Annotated in this window: 15 protein-coding genes and 1 rRNA gene; 5 read left to right on the top strand and 11 right to left on the bottom strand. The window is 56.2% G+C overall.

Going from position 1 to position 14,248, the window contains the following annotated elements; genetic code table 11:
- Positions 1–17 precede the first annotated feature (17 nt).
- From GY33_RS0112255 to GY33_RS0112245, 3 genes are all read left to right on the top strand, one after another.
- Positions 18–227 (top strand): YgiT-type zinc finger protein, encoded by a 210-nt coding sequence (locus GY33_RS0112255; protein ID WP_031387613.1) that lies wholly within the window; start codon positions 18–20, stop codon positions 225–227.
- An 89-nt stretch (positions 228–316) separates the two neighbouring features.
- The gene (gene trhA / locus GY33_RS0112250; protein ID WP_051822587.1) at positions 317–991 is read left to right on the top strand and encodes a PAQR family membrane homeostasis protein TrhA; all 675 of its coding nucleotides are present in this window, start codon (positions 317–319) and stop codon (positions 989–991) included.
- A 4-nt stretch (positions 992–995) separates the two neighbouring features.
- Positions 996–1,601 carry a MarC family protein gene (locus tag GY33_RS0112245; protein ID WP_031387611.1) on the top strand — a complete coding sequence of 202 codons (606 nt, stop codon included), beginning with the start codon at positions 996–998 and terminating at the stop codon, positions 1,599–1,601.
- Between the two features lie 26 nt (positions 1,602–1,627).
- Here the strand turns inward: GY33_RS0112245 and serB are convergent, their stop codons facing one another.
- Together serB and GY33_RS0112235 are read right to left on the bottom strand one after the other, a co-directional pair.
- Positions 1,628–2,860, bottom strand: coding sequence for a phosphoserine phosphatase SerB (gene serB, locus GY33_RS0112240; protein WP_031387610.1), 1,233 nt, complete (start codon positions 2,858–2,860; stop codon positions 1,628–1,630).
- Positions 2,861–3,406: 546 nt separating this feature from the next.
- Positions 3,407–4,834, bottom strand: a complete 1,428-nt coding sequence (locus tag GY33_RS0112235; protein ID WP_031387609.1) for an aminotransferase-like domain-containing protein — start codon at positions 4,832–4,834, stop codon at positions 3,407–3,409.
- Between the two features lie 180 nt (positions 4,835–5,014).
- On the opposite strand from GY33_RS0112235, the gene GY33_RS0112230 reads away from it, so the two are divergent.
- Entirely contained in the window at positions 5,015–5,365 is a 351-nt protein-coding gene (locus tag GY33_RS0112230) for a DUF2917 domain-containing protein (RefSeq protein WP_084185143.1), read from the top strand.
- A 165-nt stretch (positions 5,366–5,530) separates the two neighbouring features.
- Here GY33_RS0112230 and GY33_RS0112225 read toward each other — a convergent pair whose 3' ends face one another.
- The 8 genes from GY33_RS0112225 to GY33_RS0112190 all read right to left on the bottom strand — a co-directional run bounded on the left by GY33_RS0112225 (position 5,531) and on the right by GY33_RS0112190 (position 12,949).
- Positions 5,531–5,962, bottom strand: coding sequence for a single-stranded DNA-binding protein (locus GY33_RS0112225; protein ID WP_031387607.1), 432 nt, complete (start codon positions 5,960–5,962; stop codon positions 5,531–5,533).
- Between the two features lie 8 nt (positions 5,963–5,970).
- Positions 5,971–6,336: a hypothetical protein gene (locus GY33_RS0112220; RefSeq protein ID WP_031387606.1), complete on the bottom strand. Its 366-nt coding sequence runs from the start codon at positions 6,334–6,336 to the stop codon at positions 5,971–5,973.
- A gap of 56 nt (positions 6,337–6,392) precedes the next feature.
- The gene (locus GY33_RS0112215) at positions 6,393–7,043 is read right to left on the bottom strand and encodes a hypothetical protein (RefSeq protein WP_031387605.1); all 651 of its coding nucleotides are present in this window, start codon (positions 7,041–7,043) and stop codon (positions 6,393–6,395) included.
- 77 nt (positions 7,044–7,120) lie between these two features.
- Positions 7,121–9,376 carry a carboxyl transferase domain-containing protein gene (locus GY33_RS0112210; protein WP_031387604.1) on the bottom strand — a complete coding sequence of 752 codons (2,256 nt, stop codon included), beginning with the start codon at positions 9,374–9,376 and terminating at the stop codon, positions 7,121–7,123.
- A gap of 246 nt (positions 9,377–9,622) precedes the next feature.
- Entirely contained in the window at positions 9,623–11,047 is a 1,425-nt protein-coding gene (locus GY33_RS0112205; RefSeq protein WP_031387603.1) for an ATP-binding protein, read from the bottom strand.
- A complete protein-coding gene (locus tag GY33_RS0112200; protein WP_051822586.1) occupies positions 11,022–11,450 on the bottom strand; it encodes a hypothetical protein in 429 nt (142 codons plus the stop codon). The genes GY33_RS0112205 and GY33_RS0112200 overlap by 26 nt, the downstream gene beginning before the upstream one ends.
- The gene (locus GY33_RS0112195) at positions 11,440–12,204 is read right to left on the bottom strand and encodes an OmpA/MotB family protein (RefSeq protein ID WP_235185520.1); all 765 of its coding nucleotides are present in this window, start codon (positions 12,202–12,204) and stop codon (positions 11,440–11,442) included. Before GY33_RS0112195 ends, GY33_RS0112200 begins: the two co-directional genes overlap by 11 nt.
- Positions 12,194–12,949 (bottom strand): motility protein A, encoded by a 756-nt coding sequence (locus GY33_RS0112190; RefSeq protein ID WP_031387600.1) that lies wholly within the window; start codon positions 12,947–12,949, stop codon positions 12,194–12,196. The genes GY33_RS0112195 and GY33_RS0112190 overlap by 11 nt, the downstream gene beginning before the upstream one ends.
- A gap of 123 nt (positions 12,950–13,072) precedes the next feature.
- Here GY33_RS0112190 and GY33_RS0112185 point away from each other — a divergent pair, with 123 nt between their 5' ends.
- Positions 13,073–13,897 carry a purine-nucleoside phosphorylase gene (locus GY33_RS0112185; RefSeq protein WP_051822585.1) on the top strand — a complete coding sequence of 275 codons (825 nt, stop codon included), beginning with the start codon at positions 13,073–13,075 and terminating at the stop codon, positions 13,895–13,897.
- A gap of 116 nt (positions 13,898–14,013) precedes the next feature.
- On the opposite strand, the gene rrf is transcribed toward GY33_RS0112185, so the two are convergent.
- A 5S ribosomal RNA gene (rrf, locus tag GY33_RS0112180) occupies positions 14,014–14,128 on the bottom strand.
- Positions 14,129–14,248: the final 120 nt, after the last annotated feature.

Here is a 14,248-nt window from a genome sequence, read left to right as displayed (position 1 = left end):
CGTCACAGGAGCCCGTCATGTGCGAAACCTTCGTCGACACAACCGTAACGTACACGCTGCAACTTGATGGCAAGTTTTATGTCATCGAGAATGTTCCCGCACAGGTCTGCAAAGAAACGGGAGAAGAATTTTTTTCACCGGAAACCGTTGAACATATTCACGAAATGATGCAAGGTGCAAAAACTCCAGTCCGCAAAATGGAAACCCCGGTTTTCGAATACGCGTAAATGGTGATCGCTCTCTCGAACATTGATCTTTTTCGAATTCTCCGCAAAATGGTCGCGATCCCGACAACCTAGAAAAAAGCGAGATTCCCATGGTCGCCCAGAACATATCTACCCAGAATATCACTGGAAGATACACCCTGCGTGAAGAGATCGCCAACAGCATCACGCACGGCGTGGGGATTCTGTTCTCCGTCGCCGGTCTCGCGGTTCTCATCGGCTTGGCCAGCAGGTACGGAGACGCTTGGCACATCGTCAGTTGCAGCATTTTCGGGGCCACCATGATCCTGCTGTACACGGCGTCCACCCTGTACCACGGGATCACGCACCCCGGCGCCAAACAGGTTCTCAGAATCTTTGATCACTGCGCCATTTTCCTGCTCATTGCCGGAACCTACACGCCTTTCACCCTGGTCAATCTGCGCGGGCCTTGGGGCTGGTCCCTGTTCGGTACGATCTGGGGGCTGGCCCTGCTGGGCATTGTGCTTCAACTGACCCCGTGGCGTCGCTTCCGGGTGCTCTCGGTGCTCCTCTACGTGGGCATGGGCTGGGCCATCGTCGCGGCCACCAAGCCGCTTTTGCATGCCGTAGCCCCCGGCGGGCTGCTCCTGCTGGCCCTTGGGGGCCTGGCCTACACCGGCGGGATTGGTTTCTACGTCTGGCGCAGCCTGCCGCACAACCACGCCATCTGGCACCTGTTTGTCCTGGCTGGCAGCGTGATGCACTTCTTCGCGATATTGCTCTACGTCATCCCGATCAGCGCGTGAGGTCATGACCGAAAATCTGAACCTCTTCGTGAGCGTGTACATCAAGCTCTTTTTCCTGCTCACGCCCTTTTTCGTCCTCTCGGCCTTCCTGTCCATGACCAAGGAACTGGCCATTCCCGAACGCCGACGCCTGGCCCGGCGCGTCGCCCTGGCCGTGACCGTGACCGGGTGCATCCTCTCCGTGGCCGGCAACGCCATCTTCAACGTCTTCGGCATCACCCTGGACGCCTTCCGCATCGGCGCGGGAGCCCTGCTCTTCCTCTCCGCCGTTTCCCTGGTCCGGGGCACCCGGGTCGAACCGACCCAAGAGACGGACGGCGACATCAGCGTGGTCCCCCTGGCCATTCCCATCACCATCGGCCCTGCCACAGTGGGCGCCCTGCTGGTCATCGGCGCAAGCGTGGACACCCTGGGCGAACGGCTGATCAGCATGGCGGCCTTTATCTGCGCCAGCCTGTCCGTGGGCCTGATGCTGCTGACCGCCAACACCATCGAACGGGTCGTGGGCCGCCTTGGCCTGACCATCCTCTCCAAGATCACCGGCCTGATCCTCTCCGCCCTCTCCGCCCAGATCGTCTTTACCGGCATCCGGGGCATGCTGGAGTTGTAAGATAATCCTGGTGGTTTCAGGTCGGATCACTCCTGAGCCGCCAACTCCTCCATGGTTTCACTGTCCCGAAGCCCTAAAAAGTAGAGCACTCCGTCCAGCCCCATATTGGAGATGGCCTGCCCCGCGCCCCGGCGGACCACCGGTTTGGCATGAAAGGCGATGCCCAGCCCGGCCACGTCCAGCATGGGCAGGTCGTTGGCCCCGTCGCCCACGGCAATAACCTGGGCCAGGGAGATGTGCTCCATGGCCGCGATCTCCTTGAGCAGGCGGGCCTTGCCCGGACCATCCACGATCTCACCCACCAGCCCGCCGGTAAGCTGGCCGTCCCGGATTTCCAATGCGTTGGCGTGCAGATAATCGATGCCCAGCCGCTCTTGCAGGCGCCGGCCGAAATAGGTGAAGCCTCCGGACAGAATGGCGATGGTGTAACCCAGATTTTTCAGGGTGCGGATCAACCTCTCGGCCCCCTCGGTCAGCGGCAGGGTCGCGGCCACCTCCTCCAGCACGGACTCCGGCAGCCCTCGCAGCAGGCCCACCCGCTTGCGCAGGCTCTGGGAAAAATCCAACTCCCCGCGCATGGCAGCCTCGGTGATGGCCGCGACTTCCTCCCCCACCCCGGCCCGCTTGGCCAGTTCGTCGATGACCTCGGCCTGGATCAGGGTGGAATCCATGTCAAAACAGACCAGCCTCCGAATCCGGCGAAAGGCGTTGTCCTCCTGAAAGCCGATGTCGATGCCCTGTTCCCGTGACAGTTCCAGAAAAGCGGCGCGCATGGCCGAGATGTCCGCCGGTGTGCCGCGCACGGAAAACTCCACGCAGGTCCGGGGCATGGCTGCGGGATCGGCCAGGGACTTGCGCCCGGAAAGGCGGGTAATGCCGAAGATGCTCAGTCCGTTGTCCGTGATCACACGTGCCAGACGGCCCAGACTCTCTGCCGTCAAGGTCCGTCCCAGGAGGGTCACGATGTGCCGCCGACGCCCCTGCTGGCCGACCCAGTGTTCGTAGTCTTCCTCGGAAACCGGCGAAAATTTGAGGGTCAGACCCAGGTTGTAGGCCCAAAACAGTAAGTCTTTGATCACGGGCGACGCCTGATTTTCCCGAGGCACTTCCACCAGCACGCCCAAAGACAATTCCTCGTGAATAACGGACTGGGAGATGTCCAGGACCGTCGTCCCGGACGCGGCCAACTGATCCATCATCCCGGCCAAAAGACCGTCCCGATCCGTACCGGTCAACTGAATGAGTATGATTTCGCGCATGAAGTTTTCTGTGGGCAATAAAAGCAATGCCGGTTGAAGGTTCGACGGTGAGTAAATCGGACAGCGGCGCACTTACCCGCGTCGAACGGAACAGAGCCGTTCTCAAACAAAACGCAGGTGGTCACTGTTCAATGCACCTCATTTCACAGCCAGGACGCCGGATACTTGCTTGAGCAAGCCCCCCGCGTCAAGGGTATCGAATGTAGGCCTGAAGCAGCTTGCCTCCACCGATTTGCAGTTCACCTGCCCAAGCTGAATAACGTCTTGGCGCTGAAATCCTGCTCGACTTGCGACCGTGAGCTGTTATTTTGGCAAGGCGTCCGAAACTATTCAGCACATGCGGTGCATTGCCATTCTCCAGCACTGGATTCCGGCCTTCGCCGGAATGACGTCTCGCACAGTGTCGTATCCAAGTCAGTCATACCGGCGACGGAAGGCCGGTATCCAGTCTGATTTTTCCTTCGATGAACCGAGTAGATACAGGCATCCTTTCATCTCTCTGCTTCACGGGACATATCAAACCCTCAGCTTCAGACTCAAGGCTGTCTACGTCGCCATGCTCCGGGCCAGCTCGCCCAGAACTTGAATACCCGCCTCCAGATCCTGGGAAACGGCATGGCCGCAACTAAGCCGGATGTAATTGCTGAATTTGTCCTGGCTGGAAAAGACCACGCCCGGGGCCACGCCGATGCCCATCTCCAGGGCACGATAGAAATACTTTACGGAATCGACGCTCGAGGCCAGTTCCAGCCAGAGCACGGCCCCTCCGATGGGCCGGGTGACTCGGGTGGATTTTGGAAAATATCGCGCGATAAGGCAGAGCATATGCCGCATCTGTTCCTCAATGCCGCCGCGCAGTCGCTTGAGATGACGTTGATACAGCCCGGCCCGGAGATATTCGGCCACGGCCCGCTGGGTCGGCGTGGCCGAGCAGATGTTGGTGGTGGCTTTGACCTCAAAGGCCTTGGTGAAATACCGCCCGGGCATGATCCAGCCCACGCGGTAACCAGCAGCCAGGGTTTTGGAAAACGAGGAACACTGAAGGACCAGCCCCTTGGAGTCGAACGCCCGGCAACTCAAGGGACGGACCGGTCCGAAATGAATATCCGCGTAAACCTCGTCCTCGATCAACGGAATATCCTTTTTCGACAAAATGGAAACGATTTCCTTCTTGGCCTCGTCCGGGGTGAGCGAGCCGTCGGGATTGTTGAAATTGGGATTGAAAATGCAGGCTTTGACGTCGTGCAAGGTTACGGCTCGGCGTACGTCTTCGGGATTAATCCCGTTTTCAGGGCAGGAGGAGATTTCCACGGCCCGGAGCCCCAAGTTTTCCAGCAAATGCAGAAAACAGTAGTATGCCGGAGCCGCGATGAGCACGATGTCCCCCGGCCTGGTCAAAACGCGCAGGGCGATGTTCAAAGCCTCCTGGCAACCGGAGGTGACGATGACTTCCTCGGGACGGGACGGAACGCCGTCCTCCGTAACACGCAGAGCGATCTGTCTTCGCAGCTCCGGGTCCCCCTCGATGGGCTCGTACTGCGCCGCGGCCATGGGCTTTTCGCGAACCATTGAAATGAGAATTCGACTAAGCGCCTTGATGGGCAACAGCTCCTGGCCGATGGTGGCCACGCCGAACGGCAGAATGTCCTCCCGGCCAACCCCCTTGAACACCGTACGGATCAACTCCCCTCGGGTGGCGCTGGTGGGCACGAGATCCGAATGAGTTCGGCAGGGTGGCTCCAGATTGCCGCGAAAGCCGGGGCGCACGAAAAAACCGGATTTTGGCCGAGCCTCAACCACGCCCTTGCGCTCCAATTCCAAATACGCCTGATTCACCGTGGCCAGGCTGACCCGGAGCCTGCTGCTCTGCTTACGGAGCGAAGGAAGTTTGTCCCCAGGGCGCAGCACGCCGTGTTCGATCTGTTCCATGACCTGTTTTTCCACGGCAACATACCGAAATTGCTCGGAAGGCATTCGCGACATCTCCATTTTTCTTCTCCCTAGCCGCAAAACTGTTATAGTTGTTTTTTCGTTTTTCTGTATCTGTTCATAAAACAGATTTCAGGGTCTAACTCTCCTCACCACGGCGGGTCAAGGACTGCCCACATTCGTAAGAGATGAGTACGAAGAAACCTTCAGTTTCAGGAGGCGACCATGGTCACGGGGAGATGCACGGATCGCGTTGATGCACCGAGCATGGGAACAGGGGTGTTGCAATGGTTACGGAAACGGATGACCACCCTTGGCGGTAAAGTGCTTGCCCTGGCCGGACTGCTTCTGGCCAGACGCCCCGTGGAAATCACCCTGCGCGACAGACAAATCGCCACCGTCCCCGGACGAAGACGGGTGCGCGTTGTCTGCCTCAGCGGTCGGGCCTGGGTCACGTCCGAGGGCGACGGCAAAGACTACGAGTTGAGGCCGGGCAACGAGATCAAGCCCGGCGGCTGGGGCAAAACCGCCATAACCGGATACGGCCCGGAAACCAGAATTGCGATTTTGCGTTGATTCGAAGACTTCGTGGCCGATATTCGGCAATTCGGTGGCGGGCGATTCCGTCCGCGATGCCGCCCCGGGTATCGCGCCGATGAACACGCCGAACGACAAAGCCCCGGCGACTTTACATCGTCCGGGGCTTTGTGGGTTCCACTGACTCTTTTGAATACGGGCCACTCAGAAGGGCACTTCATCCATTCCACTTTCTGAAGGTTGAGCCATGGGCCCCGGGGCGTGGCGATCCTCGGGCATGGGGGCGTCCTCGGTGCGCTGCCCCTTGGAATCCATGGCCTGGACCCGCTGGGCCACGATTTCCGTGGTGTATCGATCCTGACCTTGCTGGTCCTGCCACTTGCGGGTCTGGAGCTTGCCTTCCACCATCACCAACCGGCCCTTGGTCATGTAGTTCCCCACGAACTCGGACTGTTTGCCCCAGACAACCACCCGGTGCCATTCCGCTTTCTCAACTTTCTGACCGTCCTTGTCCGTGTAGGACTCGTCCGTGGCCATGGTGAAGTTGGCCACCGGCTGTCCGCTCTGGGTATAGGCCAGCTTCGGGTCTTGCCCGAGCCTGCCGACAAGGATGACTTTATTCAGCGATCCACTCATGATTCCTCCTACGGTGTCAGGAAGGTCTGCTTCTTGACCAAGCCTTCCAGTTCATCCAGCGCGTCTTCCAATTCATAGGTGATCCGGTCGGCCGCATCGGCTTGACGATCGGCCAGGGCGTCTTCCAAGCGCCGATCCAGTTCTCGCAAGGCTCCAACATCCTTTGCCAGGGAATTTTTGAGATCCTGAGGCCAATCCTCCCCGAACTTCCATTTATCTTCCAGCGCGGCCACCAATTCCCGAACCCCGACAACCTTCAAATCAGCGTAGTGTTTTTCACCCCAGCTCAGCCTGCTCAGTGCGGGCCACTGCCGATACACTTCATCCGGATCATACGTGGTTGCGCTGACGCGAATCTGCAAAACCTTGCCCATGCTTTTCCTCTCTTCTCTAGAGTGCTGGATACGGGTTGGTCCGAAGTACCAAGGAGTCAGCCCTGTTCTTCCCATTCGCTCTGAACCCGGCTGACCACATCCTGAATCGCGGAAAGCTCATCCTTGCGGCAAACGCCGATCAGGGGCGCTCCAGCGTCGACGTTTTGATTGGCTTCGAAATACACGGCGTAGATGATGCCTTCCGGCCCGACGTAATTCAACTGGCTTTCCCGTTTCATCCGCGAAACGATGAACAGGTCCATATCCGGTCGAACCTCAACGGACTGACACCCTTTGGACTTTACTTTGATGTCAATGTCCGGGCGAAAATAGTACTTGGCTCGCTCCGGCGCGTTGAACAGGTGCAACGTCTTCCGCAACAGCCGATCCAGCACTTCCTCTTTGCTGAGAAAATGCCGAATGGTCATCAATCGCGTTCCGGCCTCAACGAATCGTCCCGCCAGTTCCGTATGTACATGCTCCACAGCGCCCTTAAGGGCGGCATGGATCGGCTTCTTATTCTTTTCCCGGTCAAGACGGGCGAGCAACGTCCCAGGCTTTTCACGCCACGCTCCGGACGGCCCGACGACGTTCGCCCCCGGAGCGTCCACCACAAACTCCACGGTCCCGGTATGCGGCGCCGTGATGACAACTTCCTCGAAGGGAGAAGCCTTAATCTCATCCAGCAGCTCGGTTATGTTCAGCAATCAGCACCCCCAACTTCCATGTTTTTCCCGTACTCGCACGAGGCCTCGGCAAAGCTAAAGGCCGAGATCGTAGGCGATCAGCGGTAATACAAATTCCTTCCTCCCACGGTCAGGAGGGCTTGGTATACGTTCTTGCGCATCTCACGGCGATCCCAGACGCCCTGAATATGCCCGCGCGACAAAGCCTGATATGCTCCGTGATAGTGCGGCTCCACGGGCATTCCCGTGGTTTCCTGAATCACGCCGGGACCGGCGAAACCAACCCTGGAGGAACGAATCGCGAATTGGTACGGGGAACAACCCAGAAAGCTGGCCACGGGGCCTGCGTAGGAATTCGTGTCGTACACCACGAGATAGAGCCCGCCGTCTTCCAGGTAGCGCCGAACGGCCATGGTACACCGCGGCATCTGGATGACGCCCAGGGTACCCTCCTGAATGCGGATTCCGGCCGTACCGTGGACATAGGCGATGAACGGGAAGTGCTTCTTCCGCGCCCGGTCCACGGCACGAATGAACTTCTCTCCTTCCGCCGCGCCGACAGAGCCTCCTCGAAAGCCTGCAGTGAGCATGGCCGTAACCACGTTCACGCCATCGATGGTGGCCTCGAAGGTCATGCACGAGCTTTTCAATCCCGTCTTGCGCTTGGCTTCCTCAAGTTTCAGGTCCAAGCCCTCGTAACCTAAAGGATTCTTTGCCTCGATCTGCGCATTGAATTCCCTGATGGAATCCGGGTCGTACACGTTATGCAAATACCATTCGTATTCCATCGAAAAATGATGCCCGCAGTGAATGCAGACCCCGGCCCACTCGCCGAACAGGTCCGGCGCCCACATATCCAGACAGCCGTGAATCGGCGTGTTGGGGCAGGTGATGGTCAGGTCCTGTTTGGCCTTGGGGCTGAGATACTCTTTTTTCGACTCCGCCTCGCGCTCCTCCCAACGGGACAGTTGGGTCAGCTGGCACTGATCTCCGCCTCCGTCTCCCTCGCTTCCGGTCAGGGAGCCTTTAATCCGCTTGATGGGCGCGAAGCACTTGTTCAGCACCACCTGAAATTCGGCTCCCACGTCTTCGGCTACCTGGGTTACCTTTTTCTGGTGCTTGCGCCAAAAATCGTACTTGAAAAAGGAATAAACCGACCACCCCAGATCCGTCCCATAGTCATATACTCTTCGCCCCAGAGAGCGTCGATCCAGCACGGCATGTTGGCTCATGGTCATAAAGCGCTGGTAGCGCTTCCAAAGCAATCGTTCCCGAGCAGCTCCGCCGAGCTTCCAACGGACGAAAATATTCTCCGCGTTAGCTCCGGGAGACTTCTTCTGGCGCATGACGGCCTTGGCCCGGAAGTAGTTCATCCCGCGAACCCGCAAGACGATTTCATCCGTGGCGTTGATCACTTCCTGACGCAGTGTTCGGAAAAAATCAAAATGTTCCGTCCGCGCTCCCAGCACAGGCTCCTGGATGATCCTGTCCACGAGCCCCAGGGCCAGGTTGTCTTCAGCGGTGATCTTGAGCTGTTTTGCGCACTTCTCCACCAAATCCGGCGGAACTCGCTGCCCCTGTCTGATACGGCCCTCAATGGCCGCCGCGCCTTCCGGGGAAATCACTGAATAATACCCGTGGGAGAGCATCAGCCGCACGTCGGCCAACCCGATGGCCTCCGCGCCTCCGGACCCGCCTTCGGAAAAAATGGCGATCACCGGGACCCGCAGTCCGGCCATTTCATAAATATTCCGGGCAATCTGCTGGGCCGCTCCGGGATAGTCCTCAACGGGAAACGCACCGGGCGTGTTCACGTAGGCGTGGATGGGAATGTTCTCGGTTTCCGCGACCTTCATATACTGCAAGGCCTTGGCGTTTCCCCAGGGTTTGACCGAACCGCCGTTGCGGAACTCCTGGCCATGGCCTTTCTCCTGGCCGATGACCATCACGGATTGGTTGAAGACCTTGTTGCCCACTCGGCGGGTGATGTAGGCTCTGGCAATCAACATGCTGGGGTCTACGCTGTACTCGTCCTGACCACCAATTTCCGTGTAGTTGTCATAGACATGCTCCAGAATGTCTTTCAATGAAATCCGCTGAGGATGACGAACGATCCGGACCCTGTCCATGGGCGTGAGTTGTCGTTCCAGTTTTTTCTCCAGAAAACCGAACAAATCCTCTAGTGAAGAAGTCTGCCGAATCTGTTCCGAAGGATCAAGCTTAGGTAACTGCTCCTCGAACTCCTGAAGTTTGGCCCGCAAAAGCAAAACATTCTCATTTTCTTTCGGGCCGAAAATATCCTGTATGTATTTCAGCCGCTCACGCAGATCAAAAATGGTTTTATCTATATCCATCACGATTTATTCTCTAAAGTGCCAATAAGGGTTGGTGCGGACAATCCTTGAGCTGTGTCCTCCACGGTGCGAAGAGACCCGGACGAAAACTCCGAACTCTCAAGTCAGCATCTCGTGGCCCAAGTGATTCTCGGCTGCAAAGGCATGAAAAATCCTAATCAAAACCCCTGTTCCCATGACTTCACGGATGAGGGGCGTTCGAATGATGCTCTCGAAGTGTATACGTCAAACTTCTCATGGAGAAATTCAAAACATCAGCAGCATATCCGTTTTTTGACGCAAATAAGCGATGTTGGACTGCAACGGCGCCCCCTGGGCATTTTTGCCTTCCAGCACCAAATTGTCCAGAAACGCCTGACCACGTTCCCGCGCCTGATGCAGCGTTTCTCCCCAGACAATGCCCAAGGCTAGGTTTGGGTCGTATTCGGTTGGAATGTCGTACGGTTTGTCCGTGGGTACATGCGTGAAGACCTGGGCCCAAGGCTCGTCTTTCCAAGAGAAACGGTCGATTCGCCCGACCCAGGGGGCGAACTTGTTATCCGGCTCCTCGGCGATGATCCGGTACTCGATCCCGACACCGTCGAATACGATGTCTTTCTGGGCGTATCCCATGGGCTCGCCCAGACCCAAACGGATCTGTTCCGCGATCAAGTTGACCTGCTTTTTCCCCGGAAGCCTGGAAATAATGGCGCTGACCCCGTTTTCCACTTGGATACGGGTGTTCACTTCCAGCAAAAACGGCTGCCCGCTCGGCGTGACGATCCACTCCCAGGTGCCGACGTTGTCGTAACGGACCTCCCTGGCCATGGTCAGGGAATGGTTGATAATGGAATCAAGCACCTCTCCGGCATCAAAGGCATACGTCACGAATTGCGGGGTGAAGCCAGGAGCGACTTCGATCCGCTTTTGCCGCCCGATACTTTGCACCGAACAGTTTCTGGTACCGAAGTGGACGATGTTCGTCCCGGAACGTTCGGCCACGATCTGCACTTCAAGGTGGTTGAAGTCAAAGATACGTTGCTCCACCAGCACGCCTTCATCTCGAAATTGTCGTTTGGCGTAGTTGCGCACCCGACGAAAGGTAGCTCGAAATTTATCCGGGTCATTGACTTCCTCGATCCCCATGCCCCCGCCTCCGGCGGAAGCCTTGACCAAAACCACCGGCCTATGCACGCCTTGATCCACCTGAAATGAAAAAAGGGCCTCGGCGATGCTCTCGGCTTCGATCTCATCGTACAGCGGACGATCCGAGCCGGGGATGGTCGGAATGTTCAGACTCCGGGCCAAGCGCTTGGTATTGATCTTGTCTCCAAGATCTCGAATAACGGCCCAGGAAGGCCCGATGAAAATCAACGGACGGCCGCGCTCGCTGGCACGACGGGCAAACCGGTGATCCTCGGCGTAAAACCCGTACCCAGGATGGATGGCGGTCGCCCCAGAGACATCCGCCACCGAAAACATTTCGTTTGGGTCGTAGTAGGAACTGATCCTGTACAAAGCCTGATCACCACCCAACTCCACGGCCAGACGGCAATGCCCGGACGCCACGTCCTCCTTGGTGGTGACGCAGACGAAATCCAAGCCGAGCTGCTCGCAGGCCCGAATGATCCGAATAGCGATTTCGCCACGATTGGCGATAAGAACTTTATGTTTGCTTCGCGTTTGCTTCATCCTTGCCCTGCTGTTTCTGAAGTTTACGATTCCTGATCCATCGCTTTTGAATTTCCAGGCTGAGCTTGTCCATACGCTGCTCCTGGAGCTTGGACATACTCGGGAACGTACACGCCACCAGGATGTCATCCCGGATCGCGACGATCTTGGCCTCAAGCCCTGCAATCCAGACTTTTCCCTGGACATGCACGTCCAACAAAAAGCCTTCTCCAACACGATGGGATTTGGATTCATCCTTGAAGGCCAGCCCAAAAGTGCTCAAATCAACAACTGGATAGGACGCATCCCGTTCCGAAACCCAAACACTGAGTCCCGGCAAATGGACGCGGACGGCCCGTCTTTTGTGGTCCTGGTAATCGTCACCTGGATAGTCGACCGAAAAGTCGAGCAATTCAATTCCCAATGCGCTTCTCCAAGACGAATTCGACTCGTCTGTTTCTGCTTCGATTCTCGTCAGTGGTATTAGGAAACAGAGGATACATTTCCGCTAGCCCAGTGGACGTCAGACGTACCGGCTCAATGCCGAGTTCCATAAGATAGCGTAAGACATTCACGGCACGCAAGGCGGATATTTCCCAATTATCTTCGAATCGTCCACCGCTTCGGGGGGGAATATCATCCGTAAAGCCTCGAATATTAATGGTTTGATCGTGATACCGAATAAAAAAATCCTTAAGTTCCGCGATGACGCGCCGTCCTTCGGGAGTCAAGTTGACCTGCCCCAGTCCGAACAAAACATCGCCCGGTACCCGCAAGGTGATCGTTCCTTCATCAAATATGGCTCCAACGACTCCTTCCAACCCCTTGGTATTCTGATAATAACGAAAATCAGAAAAAATACGCTGCTGATTCTCAACCACCTGTCTGTGCATCATCGCCTGATCGATAAACACACCAATGTCCTCGGCGGGGATTCTATCTGCTCCAAGCGTACCTCCCATGGTATCGCCCAGAGCCATGCGCACGGAGTAAAAGGTCTCCTCAAAACGAGCGTCATCAAATGTCGACATGGTGAAAAGTAGAATAAAGAAGACCAGGAGTAACAAACACATGTCCGTGAATGTCACCATCCAGTCTTTTTCGTCCTCGGCATTCTCGCCGAGTTCGGACTCCAAGCCAACGGAATTTTGAGGAGAAGATTGAAAATCAGCGTTCACTGCGACGGTCCTTGGGAGGAACGAAAGAAGAGAGTTTTTCGTAGACGAGCCGTGGATTATTGTTTTCGAGAATGCATTTCGCGCCTTCAAAAATAATGTACAGATGTAAAACTTCCTCTTGACTCTGGCTCCGCAATTTTCCAGCAACAGGCAGGAAGACCAAGCTGGCCATCATGGCGCCATAGAAAGTGGTCAGCAAGGCAACGGCCATGGCCGGACCAATTGATGACGGATCATGTAGCGAAGCCAGCATCTGCACGAGGCCGATCAGCGTACCGATCATACCGAAGGAGGGAGCATAAGCCCCCATTCGCTTGAAGACATCGTGTACAATATGATGTCGACGACGCAATGAGGCGATCTCAATGGCCAACATTTCCCGAATCAACATGGGATCCGCGTTGTCGGCAATCAGCTGGCAGGCTTTTTTTAGGATCATGTTCTCGGTCTTGATGTTTTCTAGTGCCAGCAACCCCTCTCTGCGACTGATATCCGCGATCTTGACCATTGTGTTCACCACATCGATCTCACGCACCTTTCGTGAAAGAAAAATTTTAAAAGCCGCCGTGTGCGCTTGAATAATATCGTTGAGAGGATAATTGACACAGATAGCAGCCAATGTCCCGCCGACAACGATAAAAAAGCCGGGAACATTGACAAAGGTGTCCACTGCTCCGCCAAGGAAAATCGCGATGAGAATCAAAGACGTACCGGCAATGATACCGAATAATGTCGTCTTATTCATTGCTTTTATCGCCCTTTGTCTTCAAAATGAAACATTAAAAAACGCCGAGGGGCAAAGTGCCCGCCTCTCGTGGTATCTCAAAATACATAATACATAAACAAGCATCCAGGAGAAAAGCCAGAGATGACCAGCACCATTCTTAAGCTAGAAACCGCGGCGGCCGAAGCTCTGTCCCCTCGATTCATTTCTCGCTCGCCAGCTCCTGTTGGCATTATCCTCGGGACCGGACTTGGTCAATGGGTGGAAACCCTGCAAGCCTTTCAGGCTATTGATTACACGCAGATCCCAGACTTTCCAAAAGCCACCGTCCAAAGTCATGCAGGTAGGCTTTGCGCGGGACGGGTCGGAAATGTTCCCGTTTTGGCTCTCCAGGGCCGTTTTCATCTTTACGAGGGATATACGCCGGACGAGGTCTGCTTTGGCTTGCGTACCCTGGGACTGCTGGGGGTAAAAAAGGTGATCATAACCAACGCCGCCGGCGCTCTCAACCCTCTTTATCAACCGGGAGAGATCATGGTCATCACCGATCAAATCAACCTCACGGGACGCAACCCGTTAGTCGGCCTCAACTATGGAGAGCCGCTTTTCCCAGACATGAGTCAATTATTTTCTCCACGGCTGGCCGACTTGGCCCACTCCACCGCGTCGCGATTGGGCCAGCGGCTTCAAGGCGGCGTTTACATGGGGATTCTCGGTCCCAGCCTGGAAACCCCGGCTGAAACCAGAATGTTTCGCCGACTCGGCGCGGATGCCATCGGCATGTCCACGGTCATGGAAACCATCGCTGCCAAGCAGATGGGCATGGAAATCCTAGGGCTTTCCTGCCTAACGAACAAAAACCTTCCGGACTGCATGGAGCCGACTTCACTTGAGGAAATCATTTCCGTGGGAAAAGACATTGGCAACCGTCTCTCCCTCTTGCTCGACCAAGTGGTCCCACGAATGTAAATGAAGCAGCGTTCTTCATTTAAAAGCAGTCACCGTTTCATTCCCGTTCACTTCGGCATTTGAACGCAAAAACGCCCGCTTAGTTATCTAAGCAGGCGTTTTTGTTTTGAGAAATGATCTGGCGGCGTCCTACTTTCCCACGATTAGAACCGCAGTATCATCGGCGCTGGAGGGCTTAACTTCCGAGTTCGGAATGGGGTCGGGTGTGTCCCCTCCGCCAAGGCCACCAGAACAAATTTGGTGATGGGTGGTTGTGTTCAGTGGCATGAGAAAATCCTGGGTTATCCCGGGCACACGCCACACGTCACAAGTCACCATTTCATAGGTAACGAAGTATAGAGAGGTTAAGAC

This window comes from Desulfonatronum thiodismutans (genome assembly GCF_000717475.1).
Lineage (GTDB): Bacteria > Desulfobacterota > Desulfovibrionia > Desulfovibrionales > Desulfonatronaceae > Desulfonatronum > Desulfonatronum thiodismutans.
Note: the sequence above shows the minus strand (reverse complement) of the source record. Positions and strands in the feature narration are given on the sequence as shown.

Excerpts from the sequence above, each read along its gene's own strand:
- GY33_RS0112255 (WP_031387613.1), top strand. The coding sequence starts at position 18 with ATGTGCGAAACCTTCGTCGACACAACCGTAACGTACACGCTGCAACTT.
- trhA (WP_051822587.1), top strand. The coding sequence starts at position 317 with ATGGTCGCCCAGAACATATCTACCCAGAATATCACTGGAAGATACACC.
- GY33_RS0112245 (WP_031387611.1), top strand. The coding sequence starts at position 996 with ATGACCGAAAATCTGAACCTCTTCGTGAGCGTGTACATCAAGCTCTTT.
- serB (WP_031387610.1), bottom strand. The coding sequence starts at position 2,860 with ATGCGCGAAATCATACTCATTCAGTTGACCGGTACGGATCGGGACGGT.
- GY33_RS0112235 (WP_031387609.1), bottom strand. The coding sequence starts at position 4,834 with ATGCCTTCCGAGCAATTTCGGTATGTTGCCGTGGAAAAACAGGTCATG.
- GY33_RS0112230 (WP_084185143.1), top strand. The coding sequence starts at position 5,015 with ATGGTCACGGGGAGATGCACGGATCGCGTTGATGCACCGAGCATGGGA.
- GY33_RS0112225 (WP_031387607.1), bottom strand. The coding sequence starts at position 5,962 with ATGAGTGGATCGCTGAATAAAGTCATCCTTGTCGGCAGGCTCGGGCAA.
- GY33_RS0112220 (WP_031387606.1), bottom strand. The coding sequence starts at position 6,336 with ATGGGCAAGGTTTTGCAGATTCGCGTCAGCGCAACCACGTATGATCCG.
- GY33_RS0112210 (WP_031387604.1), bottom strand. The coding sequence starts at position 9,376 with ATGGATATAGATAAAACCATTTTTGATCTGCGTGAGCGGCTGAAATAC.
- GY33_RS0112205 (WP_031387603.1), bottom strand. The coding sequence starts at position 11,047 with ATGAAGCAAACGCGAAGCAAACATAAAGTTCTTATCGCCAATCGTGGC.
- GY33_RS0112190 (WP_031387600.1), bottom strand. The coding sequence starts at position 12,949 with ATGAATAAGACGACATTATTCGGTATCATTGCCGGTACGTCTTTGATT.
- GY33_RS0112185 (WP_051822585.1), top strand. The coding sequence starts at position 13,073 with ATGACCAGCACCATTCTTAAGCTAGAAACCGCGGCGGCCGAAGCTCTG.